Raw genomic sequence first — 24,558 nt, forward strand, 5'->3', positions numbered from 1 at the left:
CGCGGGCCGGGAAGGAGTACGGGGGTGGTGGCCTACTTCGACGGCTCGGGGAGCTTGCAGTCCACCTTCGGGTTGGCGCCGATGTAGTTCAACGGGCCCGCCACGATGGTGACCAGGATCGTGCCCGCCTCCGCGCAGTTGGTTTCGTCGTTGCCGTAGTAGCCGCGCTGACCGGCGGCGATGGCGCCGATGATGAGCCAGATGACGACCAGGACGCCGACTATCGAGGTGCCGCGCATCAGTTGCCTCCACTGGGGTTGTGGTGGATTCGAGGTGGAGGCCATGTACCCCGTGCGGGTGATCCGCCAAACGGCGCAGCCGCTCCGGCACGGCCGATTCCGATTACCTCAGTGCGGCGGCATCGGCTCCTCCGGCGGGCGGCCCCGGCTGCGGCGGTAGTCGGCGCACGCCACCCCGGCCAGCACCAGCATCGCCCCGGCCGAGGCGTAGACCGGCGCGAGGAAGAACCCGGCCGGGGCGATCGTGAGCAGCGCCAGCACCCCGCCGGGCCGGGACGACGACACCCGGCTGAACACTTCGTACTCGAACGCGGCCCGGCCGGTCAGGAACAGCGCCGGGCCGCCGAGGATCACCGCCAGCCAGGCCGGCGGGGTGTGGCCGGTCGGCTCCAGCAGGACCAGGTCGAAGCCCGCCGCGGTGGTCACCACGCCGGCCACCATCAGCAGATGGGTGTACGGCGCGGTGTTGAGGAACCGGCCCGGCTGGGCGGACCGGGCGATGGCGTTCGGCAGCAGCTCACCGGACTTGTGCACGTAGATGCGCCAGAACAGCAGCGTGGTGGCGAACGCGGTGGCGAAGGCGGCCAGGTTCTCCGCCTCGGAGTGGTGCGCGCTGAACACGGTGCCCGCGACCAGCACGGCGTCGCCGAGCGCGATGATGAAGAACTGCTGGTACCGCTCCGACAGATGCTCGGCGGTGACGTTGCGCTGGGCGTCGGGCACCGCGCCCAGCCCGGGCACCGGGTACGCCAGCCGGAACCCCAGATAGTCGATGGCCAGGGCACCGGCCCAGAACCACAGCCGGGCGGTGCCGTGCGCGGCGAGCGCGCCGGCCAGCCAGGGCACCGCCGACACGGCGAACCAGACGAAGATACGGATGGCGCGGCGGCTCGTCTGCGTGTGCCGGCGCACGGCGGGCATCAGGAACAGCCCGCGTCCGAGATGGATCGCCACGTAGGTGCCGGCGAACACCAGCCCCCGGGAGCCGAACGCCTCCGGGATGGCCGTGGTCATCAGCAGCGCGCCGAACATCACGGCCACGATCAGCAGCTTGATCTCGGTGCGCTGCGGATCGTAGAGATCGGTGACCAGCGTGGTGATCGCCCAGGTCCACCAGATCGCCATCAGCATGACCAGGGACTCGGCGGCCCGCTCCCAGGTCACCGACCCGATCAGGTTGCGCGAGATCAACGCGAGCGCGACCACGTAGACCAGGTCGAAGAAGAGTTCCAGCAGCGTCACCCGGCGCGGCGCCTCCGGATCGCGAACCGGCGGTCGCCGGCCGGCGGGCTCCGGCGCTGCGGTGGGCACGAGATGCTCCTGCGGGTGGCGGTACGCGCGGCGGGCCGTCCCGGCCCCTCACCGACGGTAACGACGCCCGTCCCCGCCCGGTCGGCTTTCCGGCATAAACGCCCCGCCGGTCACCTCTGCCGTGGCTCCGGGCCGGCCCGCGGAACGCGCCGGGCCGGTGGCGACCACAGTCACCACCGGCCCGGAACGCGGTTGCGGACTACTCGGCGCTCGCCGGCAGCACCCGCTCGGCGTCGGCCGGGGCACCCGCGAGCACCTTGGCCTGCTGCGGCCAGGAGGCGACACCGGGCGCGGCGCGCAGCCCGGCGGCCTTCACGGTCTGCCGCAGCGCGGCCTCGTCCAGCTCGGCGAGCTGCCGGTAGGTGCGGATCCCGGCGTCCTGGAGCGCGGCGGCCATCTTCGGCCCGATGCCCTGGATACGCCGGAAGTCGTCCGGCGCGTCCCCGGCCGCGTCCGCCGGCACGTCGTTCTCGGCCGAGGTCCGCGGCGCGGGCACCACGGCGGGCGCGGCGGCGACCGGCTCGGCCGTCGTGCCGGGCTCGGCGGTCTCAGCGGCTTCGACCGGCGCGACCTGCCCGGCCGCCTCGACCGGCTCGGCCGTCTCGACCGGCTCGGCCACCTTGAACGGCTCGGCCGTCTCGACCTGCTCGGCGGTCTCGACCGGCGACGGCGCTGCCTCCGCCGTGGCCGAATCAGCAGCCGAGGTCGTTGCCTCCGGCTCGCCGGCGGGCGTCGACTGCGCCGGCACGGCGACGGGCGCGCGCTCCGGCTCCACCGCGAACGGCTCCGACTCGGCGACGAGCGCCGGCTCGGAGTCGGCGGACTCGGACACGGCGGGGGAGGACACCGGCTCGGACGCGGTCGTCGAGGGCGCCTCCGGCTCGTCCGCGGTACGGGCGGCGGTGGCGACGGCCGGCTCGGCGGCCGCCGTCTCGGTGGGCGCGGGCTGCTCGGCCACCGTGGCGGTCGCCGGGGGCTCGTCGACCACCGCGACCGGGCGCGGCTCGTCCACGGTGGCGGTCACCTCGGGTGCGTTCTCCACCGTGGGCGTCACCGGGGCGCCGGGCCGGCGGCCGAAGAACACCCAGCCGGCGCCGACTCCGATGAGCAGGGCCAGTATCACGAACAGCCACTGCCCGAAGCTCGACGGCATGGCCAACCTCCTTCTATGTACGTGCACGACGGTGGCGAAAGACTCGGGGCAGCTTCGCACACGTGCGCGGCGCACGACAGGCAGCCCGGCGCCGGGCCGCGACGGTGGGACCGGCGGTGTCGGCCGGTGGCCGGAGGATGACCGAGCGTGTGCCGGAGACCGGGGTCGAGCGGCTTCGGAGGGCAGGGAGACGCCCCGGAACCTGGGTGCCGTGCGTGGTTCCGGGGCGCCCCGTCCGTCGCCCGTGGCCGGTCAGTGGATCCGGTCGGGCGCGGGTGTGGCGGCGGCGTCCCAGCTGTAGAAGCAGCCGGCCACGGCGTCGCGGGGGGAGTGCCAGGTCGGCAGGTACGGGGAGGTGTGCGCGGAGAGCCGCTTGTTCACCTGCTCGTAGAGCGGGTTGTCGCGCAGTTCCGCGGTCAGCCCGGGGACGACGTCGACGGTCTCCATCAGATGGACGCACAGGTCGTGCAGGTAGTACAGCGACCGGTGCCGGACGCCGGTGAGGTGGGGCAGTTCGGTGGCGTCGGCCTCGGCGAAGATCTGCGCCACCCGTCCCTGTGCGCCCGGCACGATCCGGCTGACCACCAACAGTCGACTCATCGTGACCCCTCTCGCCGCCGTGGTGCTGGCCTCACGGTGCCGGTCGTGCTGTCACCTCGCCGTCACCGCGTACTCCGGGGCATTGATGGTGGTGGCGACGGCGCGGTGGGGGCGCGCGGTGCCGGTTTTGCGGTCCGGTCCGTGCGGCGCGGCGGCGGCTCCGGGCGGCTGGCCCGGCGGATCGGCGCGAGGGTGTCGTCGAGCAGCGCGGTCATCGCCGGGGACGGTTCCAGGCGCAGTTCGCGCAGGAGCAGATCCCGGTAGACGTAGAAGGAGTGGACCGCCTCGAACGCGTTGCCCTCGGCCAGGTGGATGCGGACCACCAGGCGGTGCGGGGTCTCCCGCAGCGGTTCGGCGGCCATCGCCTCCAGCGCCGCCTCCAGCGCCTCGCCGTGCCGTCCGGCGGCGAGGTGGTTGCCGGCGAGTTCCTCGAGCATGTGCAGGCGCAGCTGGCGCAGCCGTTCGCGTTCCAGCAGCACCCAGTCGTCGTACCAGCCGGGGAGCAGGTCGTGGCGGCCGGCGCCGGCGGCGCCGCGCGGCACGGCGCCCTCGCGGACCAGCGCCGCGGTCTCCACCAGGTCGTCCACGTCGAGGCGGACGGTGGGTCCGAGGCGGACGGTGTCGCCGTCGGTGCGCAGCGGACAGCACGGATCCTGCCGCAGCCGCCACAGCGCGGTACGCAGCGACGACAGCGCCCGCTCCTCCGGCGTCTCGGGCCACAGCAGCCCGGCGAGGTGACTGCGGGTCGCTGCCGGGCGCAGGCCGATCAGCGCGATGACGCGCTGCAACCCCCGGGGTACGACCACCGGCGTGTCGTCGTGCAGCAGCTGGAAGCCGCCGAGCAGGTGCAGTGACACCCGGGGCGCGGGTTCGCCCGCCGTCGGCATTCTCGATCCACCCGACACGGCGCACCCCCCAGCACCGGAACCTTCGTCCCGACATCCGTCTCCCGGCCCGTCGCCCGCGACGCCGGTGTCGGAACGCCTCCGCCGCGGTCGGGAACCTCCACCGTGGCCGGGCTGACCGAGACGCAGAATATCAATGCCTGTTACTCTCAGTCAACGGCCGGTCGGTCACCTGACTGTCCGTAGTGGGCTCGGTAATACGCCTGTGATCTGCGAAAAAGTGTCGTCAACCGAAAACCGGAAGGCGATCTTCCCATAGCTCGCGCACAGCTTGCGTCAACGCAGCGTCACCATGTTTGTGGCGCGATGGGGCCCGGTTGACGCCCGGTAGACGCAGTCGGCGCGACCGTGTGGCAATCCGTGCGGCGCGACCGGTTCGCCGCGCACCGGGACGTGCAGGAGGCGCGAATGGACCGTTCGCTCATCGTCGCCAAGGTGGTGCCGACGGCCGAGGACCGGGTGGCCGAGATCTTCGCCGAGTCCGACGCGACCGAGCTGCCCGGCCTGGTCGGAGTCCGGCACCGCTCGCTGTACCGGCTGCACGACCTCTACGTCCATCTGCTGGAGACGGAGACGCCGGCGCAGGGCGCGGTGGAGGACAACCGCGGGCATCCGGAGTTCGTCCGGATCAGCGAGCGGCTGCGGCCGTACATCTCGCCGTACCTGCCGACCTGGCGCTCGCCCCGCGACGCGATGGCGCACTGCTTCTACCGCTACGACGCGCCGGCCCACGACATCGCCGGGCGGCGACCGTGACCACGACCGCCCCGCGCGACGAGCAGCTCTGGTCGAGGTGCGACGGGTGCGCGTCGCTGCTCTACCGCAAGCGGCTGCGCCGCAACCTGGACGTCTGCCCGGAGTGCGGCTCGCACGCCCGGCTGGACGCGCCGGACCGGGTGGCTCAGCTGGCCGACCCGGACTCGTTCGTCCCGCTGCCCGACCGGGCGGTACGCGTCGACCCGATCGAGTTCGTCGACGAGCTGCCGTACCCGCACCGGCTCGGCGCGGCCCGCACGGCGACCGGCCTGGACGAGGCGGTGCTCTGCGGCACCGCCCGGCTGGGCGGGCACCCGGTCGCGCTGGCGGTGATGGACTTCCGCTTCCTCGGCGGCAGCCTCGGCTGCGCGGTCGGTGAGCTGATCACCCGGACCGCCGAGCGGGCGCTGGCCGACGGCGTCCCGCTGGTGCTGGTGACCGCGTCCGGCGGCGCGCGGATGCAGGAGGGCGCGCTGTCGCTGATGCAGATGGCCACCGTCAGCCAGGCCCTCGCGGGGATGCGGGAGGCGGGCCTGCTCACGGTCAGCGTGGTCACCGACCCCACGTACGGCGGGGTGGCCGCCTCCTTCGCCACCAACACCGACCTGGTGCTCGCCGAGAGCGGCGCCCGGCTGGGCTTCGCCGGGCCCCGGGTGATCCGCCAGGTCACCGGCGCCACGCTGCCGGAGGGCTTCCAGACCGCGGAGTACCTGCTGCGGCACGGCCAGGTCGACATGGTGGTGCCCCGGCACGCGTTGCGGGGCCGGCTCGCCGCGCTGCTCGCCGCCGCCGAGGCGGGCCGCCGGGCGCCGGAGACCCCGCCCGCCCCGCGCCCGGCGGCCACCGCGCCGGCCGCGACCGCGCGCCCGGACCGCGACCCCTGGGAGACGGTACGCACGGCGCGGCACCCGGGCCGGCCGACCACACTGGACTATCTGGAGACGGCGTTCGACGGGTTCGTGGAGCTGCACGGCGACCGGCTCGGCGCGGACTGCCCGGCGGTCGTCGGCGGCATCGCCCGCCTCGACGGCCGGCCGGTGATGGTGATCGGCCACCAGAAGGGACACACCACCGCCGAGCTGGTGACCCGCAACTTCGGCATGGCCAGCCCGGCCGGGCACCGCAAGGCGCTGCGGTTGATGCGTCTCGCGGCGCGGCTGCGGCTGCCGGTGGTGACGCTCGTGGACACGCCCGGCGCGGACCCGGGGGTGAGCGCCGAGCAGCAGGGTCAGGCGGCGGCGATCGCCGAGAACATCCTCGCGCTCACCGTGCTGCCCACGCCGGTGGTGGCGGTGGTCACCGGGGAGGGCGGCAGCGGCGGCGCGCTCGCGCTCGCGGTCGCCGACCGGGTGCTCATGCTGGAACACGCCGTCTACTCGGTGATCAGCCCGGAGGGCTGCGCCGCGATCCTCTGGCCGGACAGCTCGGCCGCCCCGCAGGCGGCCCGTGCGTTGCGGCTCACCGGCGCCGACCTGTGCCGCCTCGGCGTGGTCGACGAGCTGGTGCCGGAGCCGCGCCCGGCCGCGCACGCCGACCCGGGCGGCGCGGCCGAGCTGCTGCGCCGGGCGGTCGCGGCGAACCTCGCCCCGCTGCTCACCGTGCCCCCGGCCACCCTGGTCCGCCGCCGCAGGCAGCGCTTCCGCCGCTTCGGCGCGGCCCGCTCGGCCGCTGCCGGCCCGTCCGCGGCCGCACCCGCGGGTAGCCGGGCGGAGGTGGCGTGATGGCCGACGCCGAGGCCGAGCAGGTGCTGGACGGGCTGCGCCGGCAGGCCCGCAAGCTCGTGGCCGACCTGGCCGGGCCGGTACGCCGGGTGCGGCTGCGCAGCGGCGAGTCGGTGCTGGAGGTCGAGTGGCACGACCCGGCGGCCCCGGCGCAGCGCGCCGCCGAACCGGCCGAGGTGCTCCCCGCGCGGGCCGCCGAACCCGCCGCGCGTCCCGCGCCGGCGACCGACCGGCCGGCCGTGCGCTCACCCGTGGTCGGCACGTTCTACCGCGCCCCCGAGCCCGGGGCGATGCCGTTCGTCGCGGTCGGCGACCTGGTCCGCCCGGGTCAGGTGGTCGGCATCGTCGAGGCCATGAAGCTGATGAACGAGGTGACCGCCGGCCAGGCCGGACGGGTGGTCGAGGTGCTGGTCGACGAAGGCAAGCCCGTCGAGTACGACCAGCCGCTGATCGCCCTGGAACCGGTCACCGGACAGGACTCCTGATGTTCGACAAGGTGCTGATCGCCAACCGGGGCGAGATCGCGCTGCGGGTGCTGCGCGCCTGCCGGGAACTCGGCGTGCGTACGGTGGTGGTGCACTCCAGCGCCGACGCCGACTCGCTGCCGGTGCGGCTCGCCGACGAGGCGGTACGGATCGGCCCGGCGGCCAGCCGCCGCAGCTACCTCAACGCGGCCGCGATCGTGGAGGCGGCCCGGCAGACCGGCGCGCAGGCGGTCCACCCCGGTTACGGATTCCTGTCCGAGGACGCCGACTTCGCCGAGATCTGCGCCGGGAACGGGCTGGTCTTCGTCGGCCCGCCGCCGCAGGTGATGGCCGCGCTCGCGGACAAGTCGACGGCGCGGGCGCTGATGAGCCGGGCCGGGCTGCCGTTGCCGCCGGGCAGCGTACGGACGCTGCCCACCGTCGGCGAGGCGCAGGAGGTGGCCGCCGAGGTGGGCTATCCGGTCATCGTGAAGGCCGCCGCGGGCGGTGGCGGGCGCGGCATGACAGTGGTGCGCTCGGCCGCCGAGCTGCCCCGCGCGTACGCCCGCACCCGCGCCGCCGCGCAGGTCGCGTTCGGCGACGACCGGGTGTACGTCGAGCGGTACCTCGCCGACGCGCGTCACGTCGAGGTGCAGGTGCTCTGCGACGGCCACGGCAACGGCGTGCACCTGGGCACCCGGGACTGCTCGGTGCAGCGCCGGCACCAGAAGCTGATCGAGGAGGCGCCCGCGCCCGCGCTGCGGCAGGCCACCCTGGACACGGTCGCCGAGGTGGCGCTGCGTGGCGCGCTGTCGGTCGGCTTCACCGGTGCGGGAACCGTGGAGTTCCTGGTCGACGAGGCCGAGCGCTGCCACTTCCTGGAGATCAACTGCCGGATCCAGGTGGAACACCCGGTCACCGAGATGGTCACCGGCATCGACCTCGTGCAGGAACAGCTGCACGTGGCGTTCGGTACCCCGCTGCGGCTGCGCCAGTCCGACGTACGGCTGGACGGCGTGGCGATCGAATGCCGGGTCAACGTGGAGGATCCGGACCGCGGCTTCGCGCCCGCGCCCGGCCGGCTGGACCGGTTCCGGCCGCCGGGCGGCCCGTTCACCCGGGTCGACACCCACGGCCACGTCGGCTACCTGGTCAGCCCGCACTACGACTCGCTGCTGGCGAAGGTGGCGGTGTGGGCGCCGGACCGGGACGCCGCGCTGGACCGGCTCGACCGGGCGCTGGCCGAGTTCGACGTGGCCGGCCCCGGCGTGCGTACCACGATTCCGTTCGCCCGGCGGGTGCTGCGCGACCCCGCGTTCCGCGCCGCCCGGCACACCACCGCCCTGGTGGAACGCCTGCTCACCCCGCCCGCCGACGACGCCCCGCCCGCCGACGACACCCCGCCGTCCGGCGAGGCCCCGCCGACCGGCGCCCCGCCCGCCGACGGCGCGGCCGGGGCGTCCCCGGCGCGGGCCGTCGTGCCCGATCCGCGCGCCGAGCCGGGCGGCCGTACCCCCGTCAGCGCCGCGCCCGCCGCCGGCCCGACCACCTGGAGGAACCGATGACCGTCGCCCCCGACCGCCCGCTCGCCCGCGAGATCACCGACATCCTGGTCACGCACTGCGGCCTGGACCCGGACGCCGCCGCCGGCGCGCCCGCCGCGAGCCTGGAGGAACTGGGCATGGACTCGCTGGCGCTGCTCGAACTGTCCGCGGTGGTGGCCGACCGGTGGCGGGTGAAGATCCCCGAACAGGCCGGGCAGCTCAGCATCGCCGGCGTCGCCGATCTGGTGGCCCGCAAGGCGGACCCGCCCGGGCACACCGAGAACGCCGTCGAGATCGCCGCGCCGCTGCCGCTGGTCTGGGAGATCACCAACGACGTGGCCCGGTGGCCGGAGCTGTTCACCGAGTACGCGGTGGCGGAGATCCTGCACCGCGACGGCGACACCGTGCGCTTCCGGCTCACCATGCACCCCGACGAGAACGGCGTGTCGTGGAGCTGGGTCAGCGAGCGCACCGCCGACCCGGCCACCCGCGAGGTGCACGCCCGGCGCGTCGAGACCGGCCCGTTCGAGTACATGCGCATCCACTGGCGCTACGACGAGATCCCCGGCGGCACCCGGATGACCTGGACGCAGGACTTCGCGATGAAGCCGGACGCACCGGTCGACAACGCCGGCATGACCAACCGGATCAACACCAACAGCACGATCCAGCTCGCCGTGATCAAGGAGAAGATCGAGCGGGCGCACGCGGGAGGCGCGCGATGACCGACACCACCACCGCCCGGGTCTCCGTCCACGACGTACCGGCCGACCGCCGCCGCGGCGGGGAACTGCGGGTGCTGCTCGGCCCGAAGACAGTCGGCAGCACCTCCGGCTTCATGGGGGTGGCCACGCTCGCGCCGGGGGAGCGGATCGCCGAGCACTACCACCCGTACAGCGAGGAGTTCCTCTACGTCGCCCGCGGCGCGATCACCGTCGACCTGGACGACGTGCCGGTGCCGGTCGCCGCCGGGGAGGGGCTCTACGTGCCCAAGGACGTCCGGCACCGGCTGCGCAACACCGGCGACGAGCCCGCCGAGGTGGTGTTCCACCTCGGACCGCTGGCTCCGCGCCCGGAACTCGGCCACGTCGACACCGAGAGCGCGGCACCGCCGCCACGGGAGCCGTCGTGACCGGCCGGCGCACAGTGGTCACCGGCATCGGCGTCGTCGCACCCGGCGGCGCCACCCGGGACCGCTTCTGGAAGACGATCACCGAGGGGCGCACCGCGACCCGGCGGATCAGCTTCTTCGACCCGTCGCCGTTCCGTTCACAGATCGCCGCCGAGTGCGACTTCGACCCGGACGCCGCCGGGATCACGCTCGCCGAACGGCAGCGCGCCGACCGGTACGTGCAGTTCGCGCTCGCCTGCTCCGCCGAGGCGCTCGCGGACAGCGGCCTGACCCTCACCGACGCGCAGCGGGAACGCGCCGGGGTGGTGCTCGGCACCGCCGTCGGCGGGACCATGGCGCTGGAGCAGGAGTACGTGCGGGTCAGCGACTCCGGCCGGCACTGGCTGGTCGACCACGCGCTCGGCGGGCCGTACCTCTACCAGGCGCTGGTGCCCAGCAGCCTGGCCGCCGACGTGGCCTGCCGGCACGGCCTGCACGGCCCGGCGCAGGTGGTCTCCACCGGCTGCACCTCCGGCATCGACGCCATCGGGTACGCCCACCAGCTCGTCTCCGACGGCGAGGCCGACGTGGTGCTGGCCGGCGCCGCCGACTCGCCGATCTCCCCGGTCACCGTCGCCTCGTTCGACGCCATCGGCGCGACCAGCCCGGACAACGACGACCCGGAGCACGCCTCCCGGCCCTTCGACGCCGACCGGCACGGGTTCGTCCTCGCCGAGGGCGCGGCGGTGCTGGTGCTGGAGGAGGCCGAGCACGCCCGCCGCCGGGGCGCGCACGTCTACTGCGAGGTCGCCGGGTACGCCGGCCGCAGCAACGGCTTCCACATGACCGGGCTGCGCCCCGACGGCGCGGAGATGGCGGTGGCCATCAGCGACGCGCTGCGGCAGGCCCGGCTCGCCCCGTCGGCCGTGTCGTACGTCAGCGCGCACGGCTCCGGCACCCGGCAGAACGACAGGCACGAGACGGCCGCGTTCAAGCGGGCGCTGGGTCAGACGGCGTACCGGGTGCCGATCAGCTCGATCAAGTCGATGGTCGGCCACTCGCTGGGCGCCATCGGCTCGATCGAGATGGCCGCCTGCGCGCTCGCCATCGAGTACGGCGTGGTGCCGCCCACGGCGAACTGGAGCACCCGCGACCCGGAGTGCGACCTGGACTACGTGCCGAACGAGGCGCGGGAGGTGCCGGTGGACGTGGCGCTGTCGGTGGGCAGCGGCTTCGGCGGCTTCCAGTCGGCGATGGTGTTCCGCCGTCTGGCGGTGACGCCGGCATGACCGCGCGGGCCGTGGTGACGGGCATCGGCGTGGTCGCGCCCAGCGGCGTCGGCGCCGAGGCGCACTGGGACACCGTGCTCGCCGGCACCCGCCGCACCGGGCCGATCACGCTGTTCGACCCGGAGCGGTACCCGACCCGGGTGGCCGGGGAGGTGGCCGGCTTCGACCCGGCCGGGTTCAGCGACACCCGGCAGCGGGTGCAGACCGACAGGTGGACCCACCTCGGCTTCGCCGCCACCAAGCTGGCGCTCGCCGACGCCGGGCTGCCCGAGGTGTCGCCCGACCCGTACAAGTGGGCGGTCACGCTCGCCAGCTCCTCCGGCGGCAACCTGTTCGGGCAGCGGGAGCTGCAACGGCTCTGGGGCGGGCCGAGCCGCACCGTCGGGGCGTACCAGTCGATCGCCTGGTTCTACGCCGCGAGCGTGGGGCAGCTGTCGATCCGCCACCAGTTCAAGGGCCCGTCCGGGGTGACCGTGTCCGAGTCGGCCGGCGGGCTGGACAGCCTGGCGCACGCGGTGCGCACCATCCGCCGGGGCACCCCAGTGGTGATCGCCGGGGCGACCGAGTGCCCGCTGAGCCCGTACGCGCTCGCCTGCCAGCTCCGCTCCGGCCTGCTCAGCGACGTGTCCGACCCGGAGCGGGCGTACCGGCCGTTCGACGTCGCGGCCAGCGGATACGTGCCGGCCGAGGGCGGCGCGGTCTTCGTGGTGGAGGAACTGGGCCACGCGCTGGCCCGGGGCGCCCGCGTCTACGGGGAGATCACCGGCTGGGCCGCCACCCACGACGCCGCGCCCACCGACCCGGCCACCGGCCCCGACCCGGCCCACTACGCCCGCGCGCTGCGGCTCGCGCTGGAGCGCGCCGGGGTGCGCCCGCACGACGTGGACGTGATCTGGCCGGACGCGCTCGGCGTGCCCGCGTACGACCGGGCCGAGGCGGTGGCGCTGCGTGCCGTGTTCGGCGACCGGACCCCGCCGGTGACCACGCAGAAGCCACTGACCGGGCGGGCGCACCAGGGCGGGTCGGCGCTGGACGCGGCCACCGCGCTGCTGGCGTTCCGCCGGGGGATGCTGCCCGCCTCGGCCGCCCCGGACGAGCCCGCGCCCGGCTGCGAGCTGACGTTCCTGCGGCAGCCCCGCCCGCCGCGCAGCCGGATCGCGCTGGTCGGCGCGCGCGGCTTCGACGGGTTCAACAGCGCGCTGGTGCTGCGCGGCGCCGCGCCCCCGCCGGCGGGCGAGCGCTGACCGGGCCGGGTTACGACGGCCGGGCCAGGTACGCGGTCTTCGCGTCGCCGGAGAACCCGCAGGCCAGGTAGAAGGCGTGGGTCGCGGGTGAGCGCGACCCGGTCATGAGCATCGCCTTGTAGCAGCCCGCGTCCCAGGCGGCCCGGAGCGTGCCGGCCATGATCTGCCTGCCGAGGCCGGTGCCGCGCCGCGACTCGTCGACCACCACGTTCTCGATGACCGCGTAGGGCGACGCCGACCGGCTCAGGTTGGGGATCACGTTGAGGTACGTGGTGGCGACCACCGCGCCGTTCAGGTCGAGCACGAACAGGTGCAGCCCCTCGGTGGCCAGGATCCGCGCGAAGGCCCGCTCGTCGGAGCCGTCGCTCAGGTGCGGGTCGTCCGGGTTCAGCTGCCGGTAGAGGCGGATGACCTGCGGGAAGTCGTCGGGCCGGGCCGCGCGGAACATGCCCTGAGCGTAGCCGTCCCCGCCGTCCGCGCGGAGTCCCGCGCGCACAGCATCCGGCGGCCGGCGGACTACCTTGCCGGCGTGGCTCCGATCCTGCCTGTCCGATCGAGCCTGAGCAATCCACCCAGCCGCTGCTTTGGATCTAGCCATTTGCATCTGGCGATGCGTAAGAGGGGCGTCGTAGGGTTCCGCCATACCCCGAAACGACGTACCCGCTGGGCGGATCCGCCCAGTTCCTCAGTGGAACGGTGGCTGGTCGTGACTGCACATCCCGTGGCGGAGGATCCTGCCTTGACGACGGCGGACTGGGTGGACGACATCCTGTTCACCGGACGCGACACCGACGTCTGCCTGCGCCTGCCCGACCCGGTCGACAAGGGCACGCTGCGCCGGCTCGTCCGCGAGGCCCAGGACCGGCTCGCCCAGGCCGGGCTGCGCGCCGGAGGCGCCGCCGCGCTGCGCCTGCCGCCCTCGCCGGCGTACGTGGCCCACCTGCTCGCCACCTGGCGTACCGGCGCCCAGGCGATCCTGCTCGACCACCGGCTCACCGACCACGAGGTCGACCAGGCGCTGCGCCGGCTCAGCCCGCAGGTGGTGGTCGCCCCGGTCCGCTCCGGCGCAGGCGCGCTGCGGATCTTCGTCGACGTCACCGCCGGGGTCAGCGCGTACTCCGGCCGCCCGGCGGGCAGCCCGCACGCGGTGATCCAGCTCAGCTCCGGCTCCACCGGACCGTCCAAGGTGATCGGCCGCACCGCCGCCGATCTCGTCGCCGAGGTGCACCGCTACACCCGCATCGACGGTGTCGCGCTGCCCGGCGAGCGGATCATCCTGCTGCCCAGCATGGTGCACGTGCTCGGCCTGGTCGGCGGCCTGCTCTACGGGCTGCACGCCGGTGTCGAGCTGTGCCCGCCGGAGCGGCTCAGCGGCGACGCGATCCTCGCCGCCGTCGCCGCCCAGGACACCCCGGCCACCGTGCTCGGCGTCCCGTTCCACATCGGGCTGCTCGCCTCCACCACACCCGCCGGGCCGCTGCCCCAGCTCAAGCGCATGACCACCGGCGGCGAGCTGGTGCCGGCCGCCGTCGCGAACGCGTTCACCGACCGCTACGGCGTGCCGCTGGGCAACATGTACGGGATGACCGAGGTCGGCGTCATCGGCACCGACCTGTACGGGCGGCACCGCCCCGCCATCGCGCCCGCCCCCGGCATCGAGGTACGCGAGCGCGACGGCGAGCTGTGGGTGAGCTGCCCGGCCAACCCGTACGTCGGGCCGGCCGACCCGAGCCGGTGGGCCGACGGCTGGCTGCACACCCGCGACGCGGGCGTGGTCGACCCGGAGACCGGTCTGGTCACCATCAAGGGCCGGCTGGACTCGCAGGTGTCGGTGGGCGGCCTGAAGGTCGACCTGACCGAGGTGGAGGCCACGGTCGCCGCACTGCCCGGCGTCACCGCCGCGGTGGTGGTCTGGGACGACGGCATCACCGCGTACGTCCAGACCGACGGCTCGCTGACCGAGGAGACGCTCGACAAGCTGATCGCCGAGCGGCTGGCCGGGTTCAAACGTCCCCGCACGCTGCGCCTGCTCGACCAGATGCCCCGCACCACCACCGGAAAGCTGGTCCGGTCCGTCCCGGCGCTGCGGGACGCGGCGTCGTGACCGGCCCCCTGTACGAGCCGCACACCCACCGGACGCCCGCCGGACGTCCGGTCCACCCCGAATCCCGCCCCGGACCGGCCGGGCAACGCGCCACCCGCGCGCCCGACCCGGCCGGTTCACACGCACACGGTGTCCCGACCGGGCACCGTCAGCCGGTACACGGAGAAGAGGTCTGAACCCATGCGAGACGAGGTCCGCACCTTCGTCGTCGAACAGCTCGCCGACATGAACTACGACGTGGAGGAGCTCGACGACGAGACCACGCTCGGCCCCTCCGGCGTCGACCTGGAGTCGCTGGCCCTGGCCGACCTCGCGGTCCGCGTCGAGGACCGCTACGGCCTGAAGTTCGCCGACGACGAGTCGGAGAAGCTGGCGCTGATGACGGTCGGCGAGTTCACCACGATGGTCGCCGACCGGGTGGCCGCGAACAGCGACAAGTCCTGATGTCCGGTCAGCCCGACCTGGGGCGAGCTGACCTGGTGAGCATGCTCGCCGAACTGACCGCGAGACCCGCCGACCAGGTGCCGGACCGGCTCGGCTCGATGGAGCTGGCCTGGCTGGTGCACATGGTCGAGCAGCGCTACGACCGCCGGCTGGACCTGAGCGACGACCAGCTCGCCGGCATCCGCACCGTCGACGACGCGCTCGCGGTGCTCCGTGGCTCTCTCACCGCTCCCGCAGATGGCTGAGCGGGAGACCGTACGGATCACCGGCACGTACGCGCTCAGCGCCCTCGGCAGGGGCGCCGACGCGCTGCTGGCCGGGGTGCTCACCGGCACCCCGGCGTTCGCGCCGGTGCGCCGTTTCGACACCACCGGCCGCCGGGTGACGGTGGCGGCCACCCTGCCGGACGTCGGCACGCTCGCCGGCGAGCTGGCCGACGCGATCGACACCGCCGCCCGGGCCGCCGGACTGGACCGGGCCGGGCGGGCCGAGTCGGCGCTGTTCCTGGCCACCCACGGCGGGCCGTACTCGCTGCCCGTACCGGCGGGGTGGGACGAGCCGACGGTGCCGGCGCTCGCCGGTCACCTGGCCGCGCGGTGCGGCCTGCGCGGGCATACCCGGATCTACACCACCGCCTGCGTGTCGGCGAGCAGCGCGGTCGCCGACGCGGCGGCGCTGATCCGCCGGGGCGACCTGGAGCGGGTCGTGGTCGCGGCCGGTTACCTGGTCGAACCGGACCAGTACGCGCTGTTCGACGCCGGCCGGGCGCTCGCCGCCGACGGCGCGGTACGCCCGTTCAGCGCCGGCCGCAAGGGCCTGCTGCTGGGTGACGGGGTGGCCGCTGTGGTGCTGGAGTCGGCGGGAGCGGCCGCCCGGCGGGGCGCCGAGACGCTGGCGAGCGTGGCCGGGTGGGGCCGGGCGGGGGACGCGTACCACCCGTGCCAGCCGCACCCGGACGGGCTCGGGCTGGCCCGCGCGGTCCAGGCGGCGCTGCGCCGGGGCGGGCTGCCCCCGGACGCGATCGGCTACGTCAACGCCAACGCCACCGGCACCCCGTTCAGCGACGCCTCCGAGGCGGCGGCGCTGACCGGCGTGTTCGGCGAGGATGCCGGGCGGCTGCCGGTCAGCTCCACCAAGTCGGTGCACGGGCACGCGCTGGAGGCGTCCGGGCTGCTGGAACTGCTGGTCACCGTGCTGGCCCTGCGGCACGGCAAGCTGCCGGTCACCGCCGGGTGGCTCGGCACCGACCCGCAGTGCCCGCTGGACGTCATCCGCGACGCCCCCCGCCCCGCCCGTACCGGACACGCGCTGACCCTCAACGCCGCCTTCGGCGGCGCCGACACCGCACTCCTGGTGAGCACCTCATGACCCCCCTCACGCCCGCCCCCCACCCCGGCCCCCCGCGATCTTGCACTCACGGCCCCGGCGAACCGGGCACAACGCCCGCGCCCGGGGCACCAACCGCAAGATCGCGCAACGGGGTCGTGGTGCTCGCGGAGGCGCGGTGGCCCGAGGCGGGGGAGGGCGGTACTGCGCCGGCGGGGGTGGCGGGGTTCGTGCACTCGCCGTTCGCGCCGCTGGTGGCGGCGGTGGCGCAGCGGTGCCTCGCGCGGCGGTACTCCGACGGGCCGCTGCCGCCGGGCAACCGGACGGCTGTGGTGCTGGTCAGCGCGGGCGGGGACTCCGCCGGTGCGGCGCACGTACGCGCCACGGTGGCCGCGGGCGGGCGGATCGGGCCGCTGTTCTTCTTCCAGTCGGTGCCGAACAGCGTGGCCGGGCACGTCGCGGCGCGCTGGGGACTGGACGGGCCGGTGGTGTGCCTGAGCCCGGCCGGCGACGCGCGGGCCGAGGGCGAGGCCGAGGCGGACCTGCTGCTGTACGACGGCGACGCCGCACAGGCGTTGCTGATCCTGATCGAACTGGCACCGGACGGTACGCCGGGCGAGGCGACCGCGGTGCTGCTGGGGGAGGGAACACGTCAATGAGGACGAAGGGACTGCGCGGCGCGCTCGCGGCCGACGCGGATCTGGGGGCGGGCAACGTGCTCGCCCGGGTGCTGGCCCACGGCGCCGACCCGGACGGCCCGGGGCTCACGTTCGACACCGAGGTCGACGGCCACCCGGCCGAGACCCCACTGACCCTGGGCCGGCTCGACCGGATGGTCGCCGCCCGGGCCGCCTGGCTGCACGAGCGCGGGGTGAAGCCACGTGACCCGGTCGCGGTCTGGGCCGGCACCGCAGCCGACATGGTGCTGTCGTTCCTGGCGCTGACCCGCCTCGGCGCCATCCCGGCGCTGATGAACGGCAGGTTGCGCCCCGAGATCGCCGCCGAGTACATCCGCCGGCTGCGCGCCGCCGGTGTGCTCGCCGACGCCGCGCACGCCGAGGCGCTGGCCGGGCACGACCTGGGCGCGCCGATGCTCGGCGAGCCCGCGCAGGCCGGGACCGGCGGCCCGGACGCCGCACCCGCGCACTACCGGCACCACCCGGACGACCCGATCGTGATCACCCACACCTCCGGCACCACCGGCGTGCCGAAGGCGGTGCTGCACTCGCACGCCAGCCTGTTCGCCGCCACCCGCCACCTGCTGTCCATGCCGCAGGCGCAGGGCACCACACGCATCCTCAACGCGCTGCCCGCCCCGCACACCGCCACCGTGCTCATGGTCAACCAGGCGCTGGGCAACCGGGCGGAGATGTTCCTGCTCTCCGAGCAGGGCGGCGAGCGGGTGCTCGACGCGATCCAGCGGTGGCGCCCGGACGGCGTGTTCGGATTCTCGGTCACCTGGGCCGAGCTGGCCCGCTTCGACCTGTCCGGCTACGACCTGGACTCGGTGCGGCTGTGGTTCAACACCGGCGACTGCTCGCACGAGCCGCACGTACGGCGGCTGGTCGCGGTGGGCTCGCGGGACGTGGTGACCCGCGGCGGCGTGACCCGGGTACCCGGGTCGGTGTTCATCGACGGCCTCGGCTCCAGCGAGATGGGCCACTCGATGTTCCACATCACCCACACCACCGGCACCGACCGGTACGGCCGCTGCGTGGGCCGCCCGTACCGGTTCACCCGGGTCGCCGTGCTCGACGCCGACGGCAACGAGCTGCCGCCCGGGCAGGTCGGCTGGCTCGGCATCGACTCGCCGTCGCTGTTCCGCGGCTACTGGAACGACTCGGTCATTACGTACCGGTTCCGGCTGCGCGGCTGGTACCTCACCGGCGACCTGGTGTACGCCGACGACGACGGCCGCTACTACCACCTGGACCGGGCGGTCGACTCGGTCGAGGCCGGCGACGGGAAACGGTTCTTCACCGCGCTGTCCGAGGAACGCATCCTCGCCGCCTGCCCCGACGTGACCGACTGCACCGTGGTGATCGTCAAGGCGGACGACGGCACGGTCACCACGGACGTGCTGCTGGAGCCGGCCGCCGGCGCCGACCCGGACGCGGACCGCACCGAGCGCATCCGTACCGCGCTCGGCCCGGACGTGGCCGCCACGCTACGCCGGATCGTCCCGGTACGCGCCGACGACATCCCGGTCACCGTCACCGGCAAGGTGCGCAAGGTGGCGCTGCGCGAGCGCTACCTGACCGAGGCGCCGTCGTGACCGCCGTCATCACCGGCATGGGCCTGTTCACCCCGGCCGGGCGCGGCGTGACGGACACGTTCGACGCGCTGCTCACCGGCCGGTCCGGGCTGCGCCGCCCGCCCGAGGGGCACCCGGCGGCGGGCAGCCTCGAGGTGGCCGGGGTGCTGCCGGACATCGACCCGCGCAGCGTCGCCTCCGGACCGGAGACGAAGGTGCTCGACCGGGTGGTGCTGCTCGCCCTGATCACCGCCGCCGAGGCGCTCGCCGACGCCGGCATCGAGGTGGGCCGCGACGTCGATCCGGAGCGCATCGCGGTGATCGTCGGTGGCGTGGGCGGCATGTCCACGCTGGAGGGCCAGGTGCTCGCGCGGGCCGCCCGGGGCCGGGCTGCGGTCAGCCCGTACCTGCTCACCGGCATCCTGCCGAACATGCCCTCGGCCCGGATCGCCATCGCGCACGGCATCCGCGGCTACAGCTCGTCGGTCGGCACGGCCTGCGCCTCCGGCGCCCAGGCCGTCGCCGACGGGGTACGCCTCATCCGCGCGGGCGAAGCCGACGTGGTGGTGTGCGGGGCGAGCGAGGCGCCGCTGTTCGGCACGTTCGCCGACACGTTCGGCAACGCCCGGGCGCTGGCCCGGGGCTGGGACGAACCCACCGAGGCGAGCCGCCCGTTCGACAAGCGGCGCAACGGATTCGTACTGGCCGAGGGCGCGGCGCTGCTGGTGCTGGAGCGCGCCGGGCACGCCGACGGCCGGGGTGTGCGCGGCTACGCCGAGGTCGCCGGTTTCGGGGCGAACACCGACGCGTACCACCCGACCGCGCCGCGGCCGGACGGCGCCGGAGCGGCGGCGTGCATGCGCCGGGCGCTGACGGCCGGCGGGGTCGGACCTGCCGACGTCGGGTACGTCAACGCGCACGGCACCGGCACCAAGCTCGGTGACGTCGCCGAGACGATCGCGCTGGCCGAGGTGTTCGGTACCGGCGGCGTGCCGGTCAGCTCCACCAAGGCGCTCACCGGGCACCTGCTCGGCGCGTCCGGGGTGCTGGAGGCCGCCGCCACCGCGCTGGCGCTCGACAGTGGCCTGCTGCCACCCACCTACCACCTGGACGACCCGGACCCGGAGTGCGAGGCGGACCACGTCCGCGCCGTGCCCCGGCCCACCCGGGCCGGCCACGCGCTGACGAACTCGTTCGGGTTCGGCGGCCAGAACGTCAGTCTGCTCCTGCGCCGGCTCTCCGGGCCGGCCCGCCGGGCCGCCACCCCGGACGCCGGCTGACCGGACTCCAGTCCCGGGCGTCCGTCCGGGTCGCGATCACGGGGGGGAACAGGGGAAGCCCATGACCATCAACGGGATAGACCATCTCGAACTGTACGTGGGGGACGCCCGGCAGGCGGCCTTCTACTTCGACAACGCCGTCGGTTTCCGGCTGTGCGGGCAGGGGGGTCCGGAGACCGGGCTGGACGGGCAGCGTTCCCTGCTGCTGGCCCAGGCCGGCATCCGGCTGCTGCTGACCACCGGCCTGTCGGCCGAGCACCCGGCGGCGACGTACGTGCACCGGCACGGCGACGGCATCGCCGTGGTGGCGCTCGCCGTCGACGACGCCGCCGGGGCGTACGCGGAGCTGGTGGACCGTGGCGCGACGGCGCTGAGCCCGCCGCGCACCCTCACCGGCGCGGACGCCGAGGTGGTGGTCGCCGAGGTCGGCGGCTTCGGCGACGTGGTGCACCGCCTGGTCGAGCGGCGCGGCGACCCGGGCGTGTTCCTGCCCGGGGCGATCGAGCCGGTGACCGCGCCCGGCGGGACGGACACGCTGCTGGCCGAGGTGGACCACCTGGCGATCTGCGTGCCGCCGGGACAGCTCGACGAGACCGTCGCGCACTACGAGAAGGTGTTCGGCTTCGCCGACATCTTCACCGAGCACATCGAGGTCGCCGGTCAGGCGATGAACTCCAAGGTGGTGCAGAGCCCGTCCGGGACTGTCACGTTCGTGCTGCTGGAGCCGGACACCGGCGCCCGGCCGGGGCAGATCGAGGACTTCCTGCGCTGGCACGCCGGCGCCGGGGTGCAGCACCTGGGCCTGCGCACCGACGACATCGTCACCGCCGTCGGCGCGCTCGCCGGGCGCGGGGTGCGGTTCGCCAGCACGCCCGGCGCCTACTACGACGGGCTGGAGCAGCGGGTCGGCCGGCTGGACGCGCCGGTGGACCGGCTGCGCGAGCTGAGCATCCTGGTCGACTCCGACCACGACGGGCAGCTGCTGCAGATCTTCACCGAGTCGATGCACGTGCGCCGCACCCTCTTCCTCGAACTCATCGAGCGGCGCGGGGCGCGCACCTTCGGCAGCGGCAACATCAAGGCGCTCTACGAGGCCAAGGAACGCGAGCTGGCCGCGGCGGGGGCGAGTTCCGCCGCGGCCGGAGGGGTGAGCGCATGACCGCCATCGATCCCGGGCTGACCGCCGAGGAGGAGGCGCTGCTGCCCTCCGACGAGGACGTCCGGCACTACGCCGAGCACGGCTGGTACCTGTCGAAGAAGCTGCTCACCGACGACGAGGTGGACGAACTGGTCGCCGCCACCGACGGCTACTACGCCGGGGAACGCGACCGGCGACTGCCGGTACGGCCGCCGAAGCTGGCCTACTGGGAGCCGTCCAAGGGTGACGTGCAGCGGCACAACGACTACGTCCACCACGAGCACGACGGCATCGCCCGCATCCTGCGCAAGCCCCTGATCGGTGCGGTCGCCGCCCGTCTGGCCCGCGCCGCCGAGATCCGGATCTTCCAGTCCACGCTGATCTGGAAGCCGCCGATCGCCGGTGAGCCGTCGAACATCGTGCCCTGGCACTTCGACAAGCACTACTGGGCGTCCTCGTCGTCGGAGAACATGCTCACCGCGTTCATCCCGTTCCACGACTGCGGCGAGGAGATGGGCACCATCACCATGGTCGACGGCTCCCACCGCTGGCGGGAGATCGGCGCCGACGACACGGTGGTGCGGCACTTCGCCGACCGGGACCGCGACCAGCTCGAGGCGATGCTCGCCGAGAACGCGGCGTACAACGGCGCCGAGATCCGCAAGATTCCCATGGTGATCCCCAAGGGACACATGAGTTTCCACCACTGCCGCACCTACCACGGCAGCGGTGCGAACGTCAGCGGACGGCCCCGCCGGGCCGTCTCGCTGCACCTGCAGGACGGCGGCAACGCCTGGCGGGAGTATCCGCTCTCCGACGGCACGCTCGCCGCGTACAACCACGACGTGCTGGTCCGCCGCACCCACGAGGGCCGGCCGGACTACGCGGACCCCGATTACTGCCCGGTCATCTGGCGCGACCGCGCCCAGCAGGGAGGCTGACAATGTCACGGTACGACTGGGGTAAGACGCACCCGGGCATCGAGCGGCTGGAGCGGGCGGTGACCGAGCGCCGCGACGTGGTGGTCAAGCACCCCCTCTACGCCAACCTCGACACCCACGACGCGCTCGTCACGTTCATGGAGCACCACGTCTTCGCCGTCTGGGACTTCATGTCCCTGCTGAAGTCGCTGCAGCGGCAGCTCACCTGCGTCACGGTGCCGTGGATCCCGACCGGCCCGACCGGCAGCCGCCGCCTGATCAACGACATCGTCATGGTCGAGGAGAGCGACGAGCTGGGCGAGGGCTACATCAGCCACTTCGAGCTGTACGTGCAGGGCATGACCGAGGCCGGCGCCGACACCACCGCCGTGAACAAGCTGGTCGACCTGCTGCGCGACGGCACCCCGGTCACCGAGGCGCTCGGCGCCGCCGGCGTCCCCGCGGCGTCCGCCGCGTTCGCCGGCACCACCTGGCGGATCATCGAGACCACCCCGGTGCACTGCCAGGCCGCGGCGTTCGCGTTCGGCCGCGAGGACCTCATCCCGGAGATGTTCACCCAGGTCGTCGCCGTCAACGAGCGCAGCAACCGGCTGAACAAGTTCGTCGACTATCTGGAGCGGCACATCGAGGTCGACGGCGAGCAGCACACCCCGATGGCCATGCAGATGCTGGCCGACCTGTGCGGCGACGACGACACCAAGTGGCAGGAGTGCGCCGACACGGTGAACGCCGCGCTCGCCGCCCGCGCCCGCCTCTGGGACGACATCCTCGCCGCCGTCAAGGAGGGCCGTCCGGCGTGACCGGCTCCGACCCGCTCCGGCTCTACCGGACGGTCCGGCTGATCCGCCGCTTCGAGGAGCGCGCGATCGAGCTGGTCCGCGCCGGGGAGATCGTCGGCGGCATCCACCCGTACCTCGGTCAGGAGGGGATCGCGGCCGGCGTCTGCGCGGCCCTTTCCGCCGGGGACCTGGTCACCGGCACCCACCGCGGGCACGGGCACGTGCTGGCCAAGGGCGCCGACCCGGCCCGGATGCTGGCCGAACTGTGCGGCCGGGTCACCGGGCTCAACCGGGGCCGGGGCGGGTCGATGCACGCGGCCGACTTCGGCGTCGGCGTCCTCGGCGCCAACGCCATCGTCGGGGCCGCCGGCGCGATCCTCACCGGGGCGGTGTGGGAGCGCCGGCGGCGCGGCGCCGACATCGTCGGCGCCACCTTCTTCGGCGACGGCGCGGTCAACGAGGGCATGCTCCTGGAGGCGTTCAACCTGGCCGCGCTCTGGCGGGTGCCGGTGCTGTTCGTCTGCGAGAACAACGGCTACGCCACCACCATGCCGGTCGAGGGCGCGGTCGCCGGCACCATCGCCGGGCGGGCCGCCGCCTTCGGCATGCCGGCGGCCGTCGTCGACGGGCAGGACCCCGAGGCGGTACGCGAGGTCGCCGCCGCCGCGGTCGCGCGGATGCGCGCCGGCGGCGGCCCCGAGCTGGTCGAGGCCCGCACCTACCGCTTCGACGCCCACCACACCTTCGAACATCAGGTACGCCTCGACTACCGGCCGCCGGAGGAGGTGGCCGAGGGCCGGTCCCGCGATCCGGTCGACATCGCCGGAGCACGGCTGGACCCGGCGGCACGGGCCGAGGTGGACGCCGCCGTCGAGGCGGAACTGGACGCCGCCGTCGAGTACGCGCTCGCCGGGCCGCACCCCGACCCGGCGACCGCCCTGGACCACCTGTACGCCAGCGGGCTCACCGCCCGGACCGGAGGTGGCTGATGCCCCGGCTCTCCTACCGCAGGGCGCTCACCCGGGCGCTGTCCGACGAGATGACCCGCGACGAGTCGGTCGTGGTGCTCGGCGAGGACATCCGGGTGGCCGCCGCGAACGTCACCACCGGCCTGCTGAAGAAGTTCGGCCCGGAACGCGTCCGCGACACACCGCTGTCCGAGCAGGCGTTCACCAGCTTCGCCACCGGCGCGGCGCTGGCCGGGGCCCGCCCGGTGGTCGAGTTCCAGATCCCGTCGCTGCTGTTCCTGGTCTTCGAGCAGATCGTCAACCACGCGCACAAGTTCCCGCTGATGACCGGCGGTCAGTGCGCGGTGCCGGTCACCTATGTGGTGCCCGGCTCCGGCTCCCGCACCGGCTGGGCCGGGCAGCACTCCGACCACCCGTACGCGTTGTTCGCCCACGTCGGGGTGACCACAGTCGTACCGGCCACCCCGGCCGACGCGTACGGGCTGCTGGTCTCCGCGATCCGCTGCGACGACCCGGTGGTGGTCTTCGCCCCGGCCGGCGCCCTGGACCTGCGCGCCGACGTCACCGACCCGGCGCCCGTGCCGCTGGGCCGGGGGATCGTCCGCCGCCCCGGCGCCGACGTGACGGTGGTGGCGGTCGGGCACCTGGTGCACGACGCGCTCGCCGTCGCCGAGGAACTCGCCGGACAGGCGTCGGTGGAGGTCTTCGACCCCCGCACGCTCTACCCGTTCGACTGGGACGGGCTGGTCGAGTCGGTGGGCCGCACCGGGCGGCTGGTGGTCGTCGACGACGGCAACCGCTCCTGCGGCATCGCCGGGGAGATCATCGCCACTGTGGTCGAGCGGGTCCGGCTGGCCGCGCCGCCCCGGCGCGTGACCCGCCCCGACGGCGCGGTGCTGCCCTTCGCGCCCGCCCTGGACCGGGCCGTGCAACCCGGCCGGGACCAGCTCACCGCCGCCATCCAACTGACCCTCAAGGACGGATGAA

At 74.4% G+C, this 24,558-nt stretch carries 26 protein-coding genes; 20 read left to right on the plus strand and 6 right to left on the minus strand.

What is annotated here, in order from left to right:
• Positions 1-32: 32 nt before the first annotated feature.
• The 5 genes from ABIH81_RS21965 to ABIH81_RS21985 form a co-directional block, all read right to left on the minus strand.
• Positions 33-239 (minus strand): hypothetical protein, encoded by a 207-nt coding sequence (locus ABIH81_RS21965; RefSeq protein WP_013286658.1) that lies wholly within the window; start codon positions 237-239, stop codon positions 33-35.
• A 108-nt stretch (positions 240-347) separates the two neighbouring features.
• Complete coding sequence (locus ABIH81_RS21970) at positions 348-1,550, minus strand: low temperature requirement protein A (RefSeq protein ID WP_349876775.1); 1,203 nt, start codon at positions 1,548-1,550, stop codon at positions 348-350.
• Positions 1,551-1,749: 199 nt separating this feature from the next.
• The gene (locus ABIH81_RS21975; protein WP_349876776.1) at positions 1,750-2,703 is read right to left on the minus strand and encodes a helix-hairpin-helix domain-containing protein; all 954 of its coding nucleotides are present in this window, start codon (positions 2,701-2,703) and stop codon (positions 1,750-1,752) included.
• Between the two features lie 252 nt (positions 2,704-2,955).
• Positions 2,956-3,303, minus strand: coding sequence for a TcmI family type II polyketide cyclase (locus ABIH81_RS21980; RefSeq protein WP_349876777.1), 348 nt, complete (start codon positions 3,301-3,303; stop codon positions 2,956-2,958).
• A gap of 62 nt (positions 3,304-3,365) precedes the next feature.
• The gene (locus ABIH81_RS21985; protein ID WP_349876778.1) at positions 3,366-4,208 is read right to left on the minus strand and encodes a BTAD domain-containing putative transcriptional regulator; all 843 of its coding nucleotides are present in this window, start codon (positions 4,206-4,208) and stop codon (positions 3,366-3,368) included.
• 408 nt (positions 4,209-4,616) lie between these two features.
• On the opposite strand from ABIH81_RS21985, the gene ABIH81_RS21990 reads away from it, so the two are divergent.
• Genes ABIH81_RS21990 through ABIH81_RS22025 form a run of 8 tightly spaced genes read left to right on the plus strand, consistent with a single transcriptional unit; the run spans position 4,617 to position 12,337 of the window.
• The gene (locus ABIH81_RS21990; protein ID WP_349876779.1) at positions 4,617-4,964 is read left to right on the plus strand and encodes a TcmI family type II polyketide cyclase; all 348 of its coding nucleotides are present in this window, start codon (positions 4,617-4,619) and stop codon (positions 4,962-4,964) included.
• On the plus strand, positions 4,961-6,685 hold the full coding sequence (locus tag ABIH81_RS21995; RefSeq protein ID WP_349876780.1) for an acetyl-CoA carboxylase carboxyltransferase subunit alpha: 1,725 nt from the start codon (positions 4,961-4,963) through the stop codon (positions 6,683-6,685). The genes ABIH81_RS21990 and ABIH81_RS21995 overlap by 4 nt, the downstream gene beginning before the upstream one ends.
• Complete coding sequence (gene accB / locus ABIH81_RS22000; RefSeq protein ID WP_349876781.1) at positions 6,685-7,170, plus strand: acetyl-CoA carboxylase biotin carboxyl carrier protein; 486 nt, start codon at positions 6,685-6,687, stop codon at positions 7,168-7,170. Before ABIH81_RS21995 ends, accB begins: the two co-directional genes overlap by 1 nt.
• The gene (locus ABIH81_RS22005) at positions 7,170-8,714 is read left to right on the plus strand and encodes an acetyl-CoA carboxylase biotin carboxylase subunit (RefSeq protein WP_349876782.1); all 1,545 of its coding nucleotides are present in this window, start codon (positions 7,170-7,172) and stop codon (positions 8,712-8,714) included. Before accB ends, ABIH81_RS22005 begins: the two co-directional genes overlap by 1 nt.
• Positions 8,711-9,418: an SRPBCC family protein gene (locus tag ABIH81_RS22010; RefSeq protein WP_349876783.1), complete on the plus strand. Its 708-nt coding sequence runs from the start codon at positions 8,711-8,713 to the stop codon at positions 9,416-9,418. The genes ABIH81_RS22005 and ABIH81_RS22010 overlap by 4 nt, the downstream gene beginning before the upstream one ends.
• Entirely contained in the window at positions 9,415-9,825 is a 411-nt protein-coding gene (locus ABIH81_RS22015; RefSeq protein WP_349876784.1) for a cupin domain-containing protein, read from the plus strand. The genes ABIH81_RS22010 and ABIH81_RS22015 overlap by 4 nt, the downstream gene beginning before the upstream one ends.
• Positions 9,822-11,093, plus strand: coding sequence for a beta-ketoacyl-[acyl-carrier-protein] synthase family protein (locus tag ABIH81_RS22020; RefSeq protein WP_349876785.1), 1,272 nt, complete (start codon positions 9,822-9,824; stop codon positions 11,091-11,093). The genes ABIH81_RS22015 and ABIH81_RS22020 overlap by 4 nt, the downstream gene beginning before the upstream one ends.
• Positions 11,090-12,337, plus strand: coding sequence for a beta-ketoacyl synthase N-terminal-like domain-containing protein (locus tag ABIH81_RS22025; RefSeq protein WP_349876786.1), 1,248 nt, complete (start codon positions 11,090-11,092; stop codon positions 12,335-12,337). The genes ABIH81_RS22020 and ABIH81_RS22025 overlap by 4 nt, the downstream gene beginning before the upstream one ends.
• Before the next feature lie 10 nt (positions 12,338-12,347).
• On the opposite strand, the gene ABIH81_RS22030 is transcribed toward ABIH81_RS22025, so the two are convergent.
• The gene (locus tag ABIH81_RS22030) at positions 12,348-12,785 is read right to left on the minus strand and encodes a GNAT family N-acetyltransferase (RefSeq protein WP_349876787.1); all 438 of its coding nucleotides are present in this window, start codon (positions 12,783-12,785) and stop codon (positions 12,348-12,350) included.
• Positions 12,786-13,076: 291 nt separating this feature from the next.
• Between ABIH81_RS22030 and ABIH81_RS22035 the strand changes: the two genes are divergently transcribed.
• The 12 genes from ABIH81_RS22035 (at position 13,077) to ABIH81_RS22090 (ending at position 24,557) form a co-directional block, all read left to right on the plus strand.
• Positions 13,077-14,441 carry a fatty acid--CoA ligase family protein gene (locus ABIH81_RS22035; RefSeq protein WP_349876788.1) on the plus strand — a complete coding sequence of 455 codons (1,365 nt, stop codon included), beginning with the start codon at positions 13,077-13,079 and terminating at the stop codon, positions 14,439-14,441.
• A 180-nt stretch (positions 14,442-14,621) separates the two neighbouring features.
• Entirely contained in the window at positions 14,622-14,885 is a 264-nt protein-coding gene (locus ABIH81_RS22040; RefSeq protein ID WP_349876789.1) for an acyl carrier protein, read from the plus strand.
• A complete protein-coding gene (locus tag ABIH81_RS22045; protein ID WP_349876790.1) occupies positions 14,885-15,130 on the plus strand; it encodes an acyl carrier protein in 246 nt (81 codons plus the stop codon). The genes ABIH81_RS22040 and ABIH81_RS22045 overlap by 1 nt, the downstream gene beginning before the upstream one ends.
• Positions 15,123-16,253 (plus strand): beta-ketoacyl synthase N-terminal-like domain-containing protein, encoded by a 1,131-nt coding sequence (locus ABIH81_RS22050; RefSeq protein ID WP_349876791.1) that lies wholly within the window; start codon positions 15,123-15,125, stop codon positions 16,251-16,253. Before ABIH81_RS22045 ends, ABIH81_RS22050 begins: the two co-directional genes overlap by 8 nt.
• 116 nt (positions 16,254-16,369) lie before the next feature.
• On the plus strand, positions 16,370-16,870 hold the full coding sequence (locus ABIH81_RS22055; RefSeq protein WP_349876792.1) for a beta-ketoacyl synthase chain length factor: 501 nt from the start codon (positions 16,370-16,372) through the stop codon (positions 16,868-16,870).
• A complete protein-coding gene (locus ABIH81_RS22060; protein WP_349876793.1) occupies positions 16,867-18,486 on the plus strand; it encodes a class I adenylate-forming enzyme family protein in 1,620 nt (539 codons plus the stop codon). Before ABIH81_RS22055 ends, ABIH81_RS22060 begins: the two co-directional genes overlap by 4 nt.
• Positions 18,483-19,745: a beta-ketoacyl-[acyl-carrier-protein] synthase family protein gene (locus tag ABIH81_RS22065; protein WP_349876794.1), complete on the plus strand. Its 1,263-nt coding sequence runs from the start codon at positions 18,483-18,485 to the stop codon at positions 19,743-19,745. The genes ABIH81_RS22060 and ABIH81_RS22065 overlap by 4 nt, the downstream gene beginning before the upstream one ends.
• A gap of 61 nt (positions 19,746-19,806) precedes the next feature.
• A complete protein-coding gene (gene hppD / locus ABIH81_RS22070) occupies positions 19,807-20,904 on the plus strand; it encodes a 4-hydroxyphenylpyruvate dioxygenase (RefSeq protein ID WP_349876795.1) in 1,098 nt (365 codons plus the stop codon).
• Positions 20,901-21,824 carry a phytanoyl-CoA dioxygenase family protein gene (locus ABIH81_RS22075; RefSeq protein ID WP_349876796.1) on the plus strand — a complete coding sequence of 308 codons (924 nt, stop codon included), beginning with the start codon at positions 20,901-20,903 and terminating at the stop codon, positions 21,822-21,824. Before hppD ends, ABIH81_RS22075 begins: the two co-directional genes overlap by 4 nt.
• A gap of 2 nt (positions 21,825-21,826) precedes the next feature.
• Positions 21,827-22,624: a DUF3050 domain-containing protein gene (locus ABIH81_RS22080; RefSeq protein WP_091417773.1), complete on the plus strand. Its 798-nt coding sequence runs from the start codon at positions 21,827-21,829 to the stop codon at positions 22,622-22,624.
• Positions 22,621-23,592, plus strand: a complete 972-nt coding sequence (locus ABIH81_RS22085) for a thiamine pyrophosphate-dependent dehydrogenase E1 component subunit alpha (protein ID WP_349876797.1) — start codon at positions 22,621-22,623, stop codon at positions 23,590-23,592. The genes ABIH81_RS22080 and ABIH81_RS22085 overlap by 4 nt, the downstream gene beginning before the upstream one ends.
• Entirely contained in the window at positions 23,592-24,557 is a 966-nt protein-coding gene (locus tag ABIH81_RS22090; protein ID WP_349876798.1) for a transketolase C-terminal domain-containing protein, read from the plus strand. The genes ABIH81_RS22085 and ABIH81_RS22090 overlap by 1 nt, the downstream gene beginning before the upstream one ends.
• The last annotated feature ends 1 nt before the right edge of the window (position 24,558 follow it).

It is taken from the genome of Micromonospora sp. HUAS YX12, from assembly GCF_040215685.1.
Classification (GTDB): Bacteria; Actinomycetota; Actinomycetes; order Mycobacteriales; family Micromonosporaceae; genus Micromonospora; species Micromonospora tulbaghiae.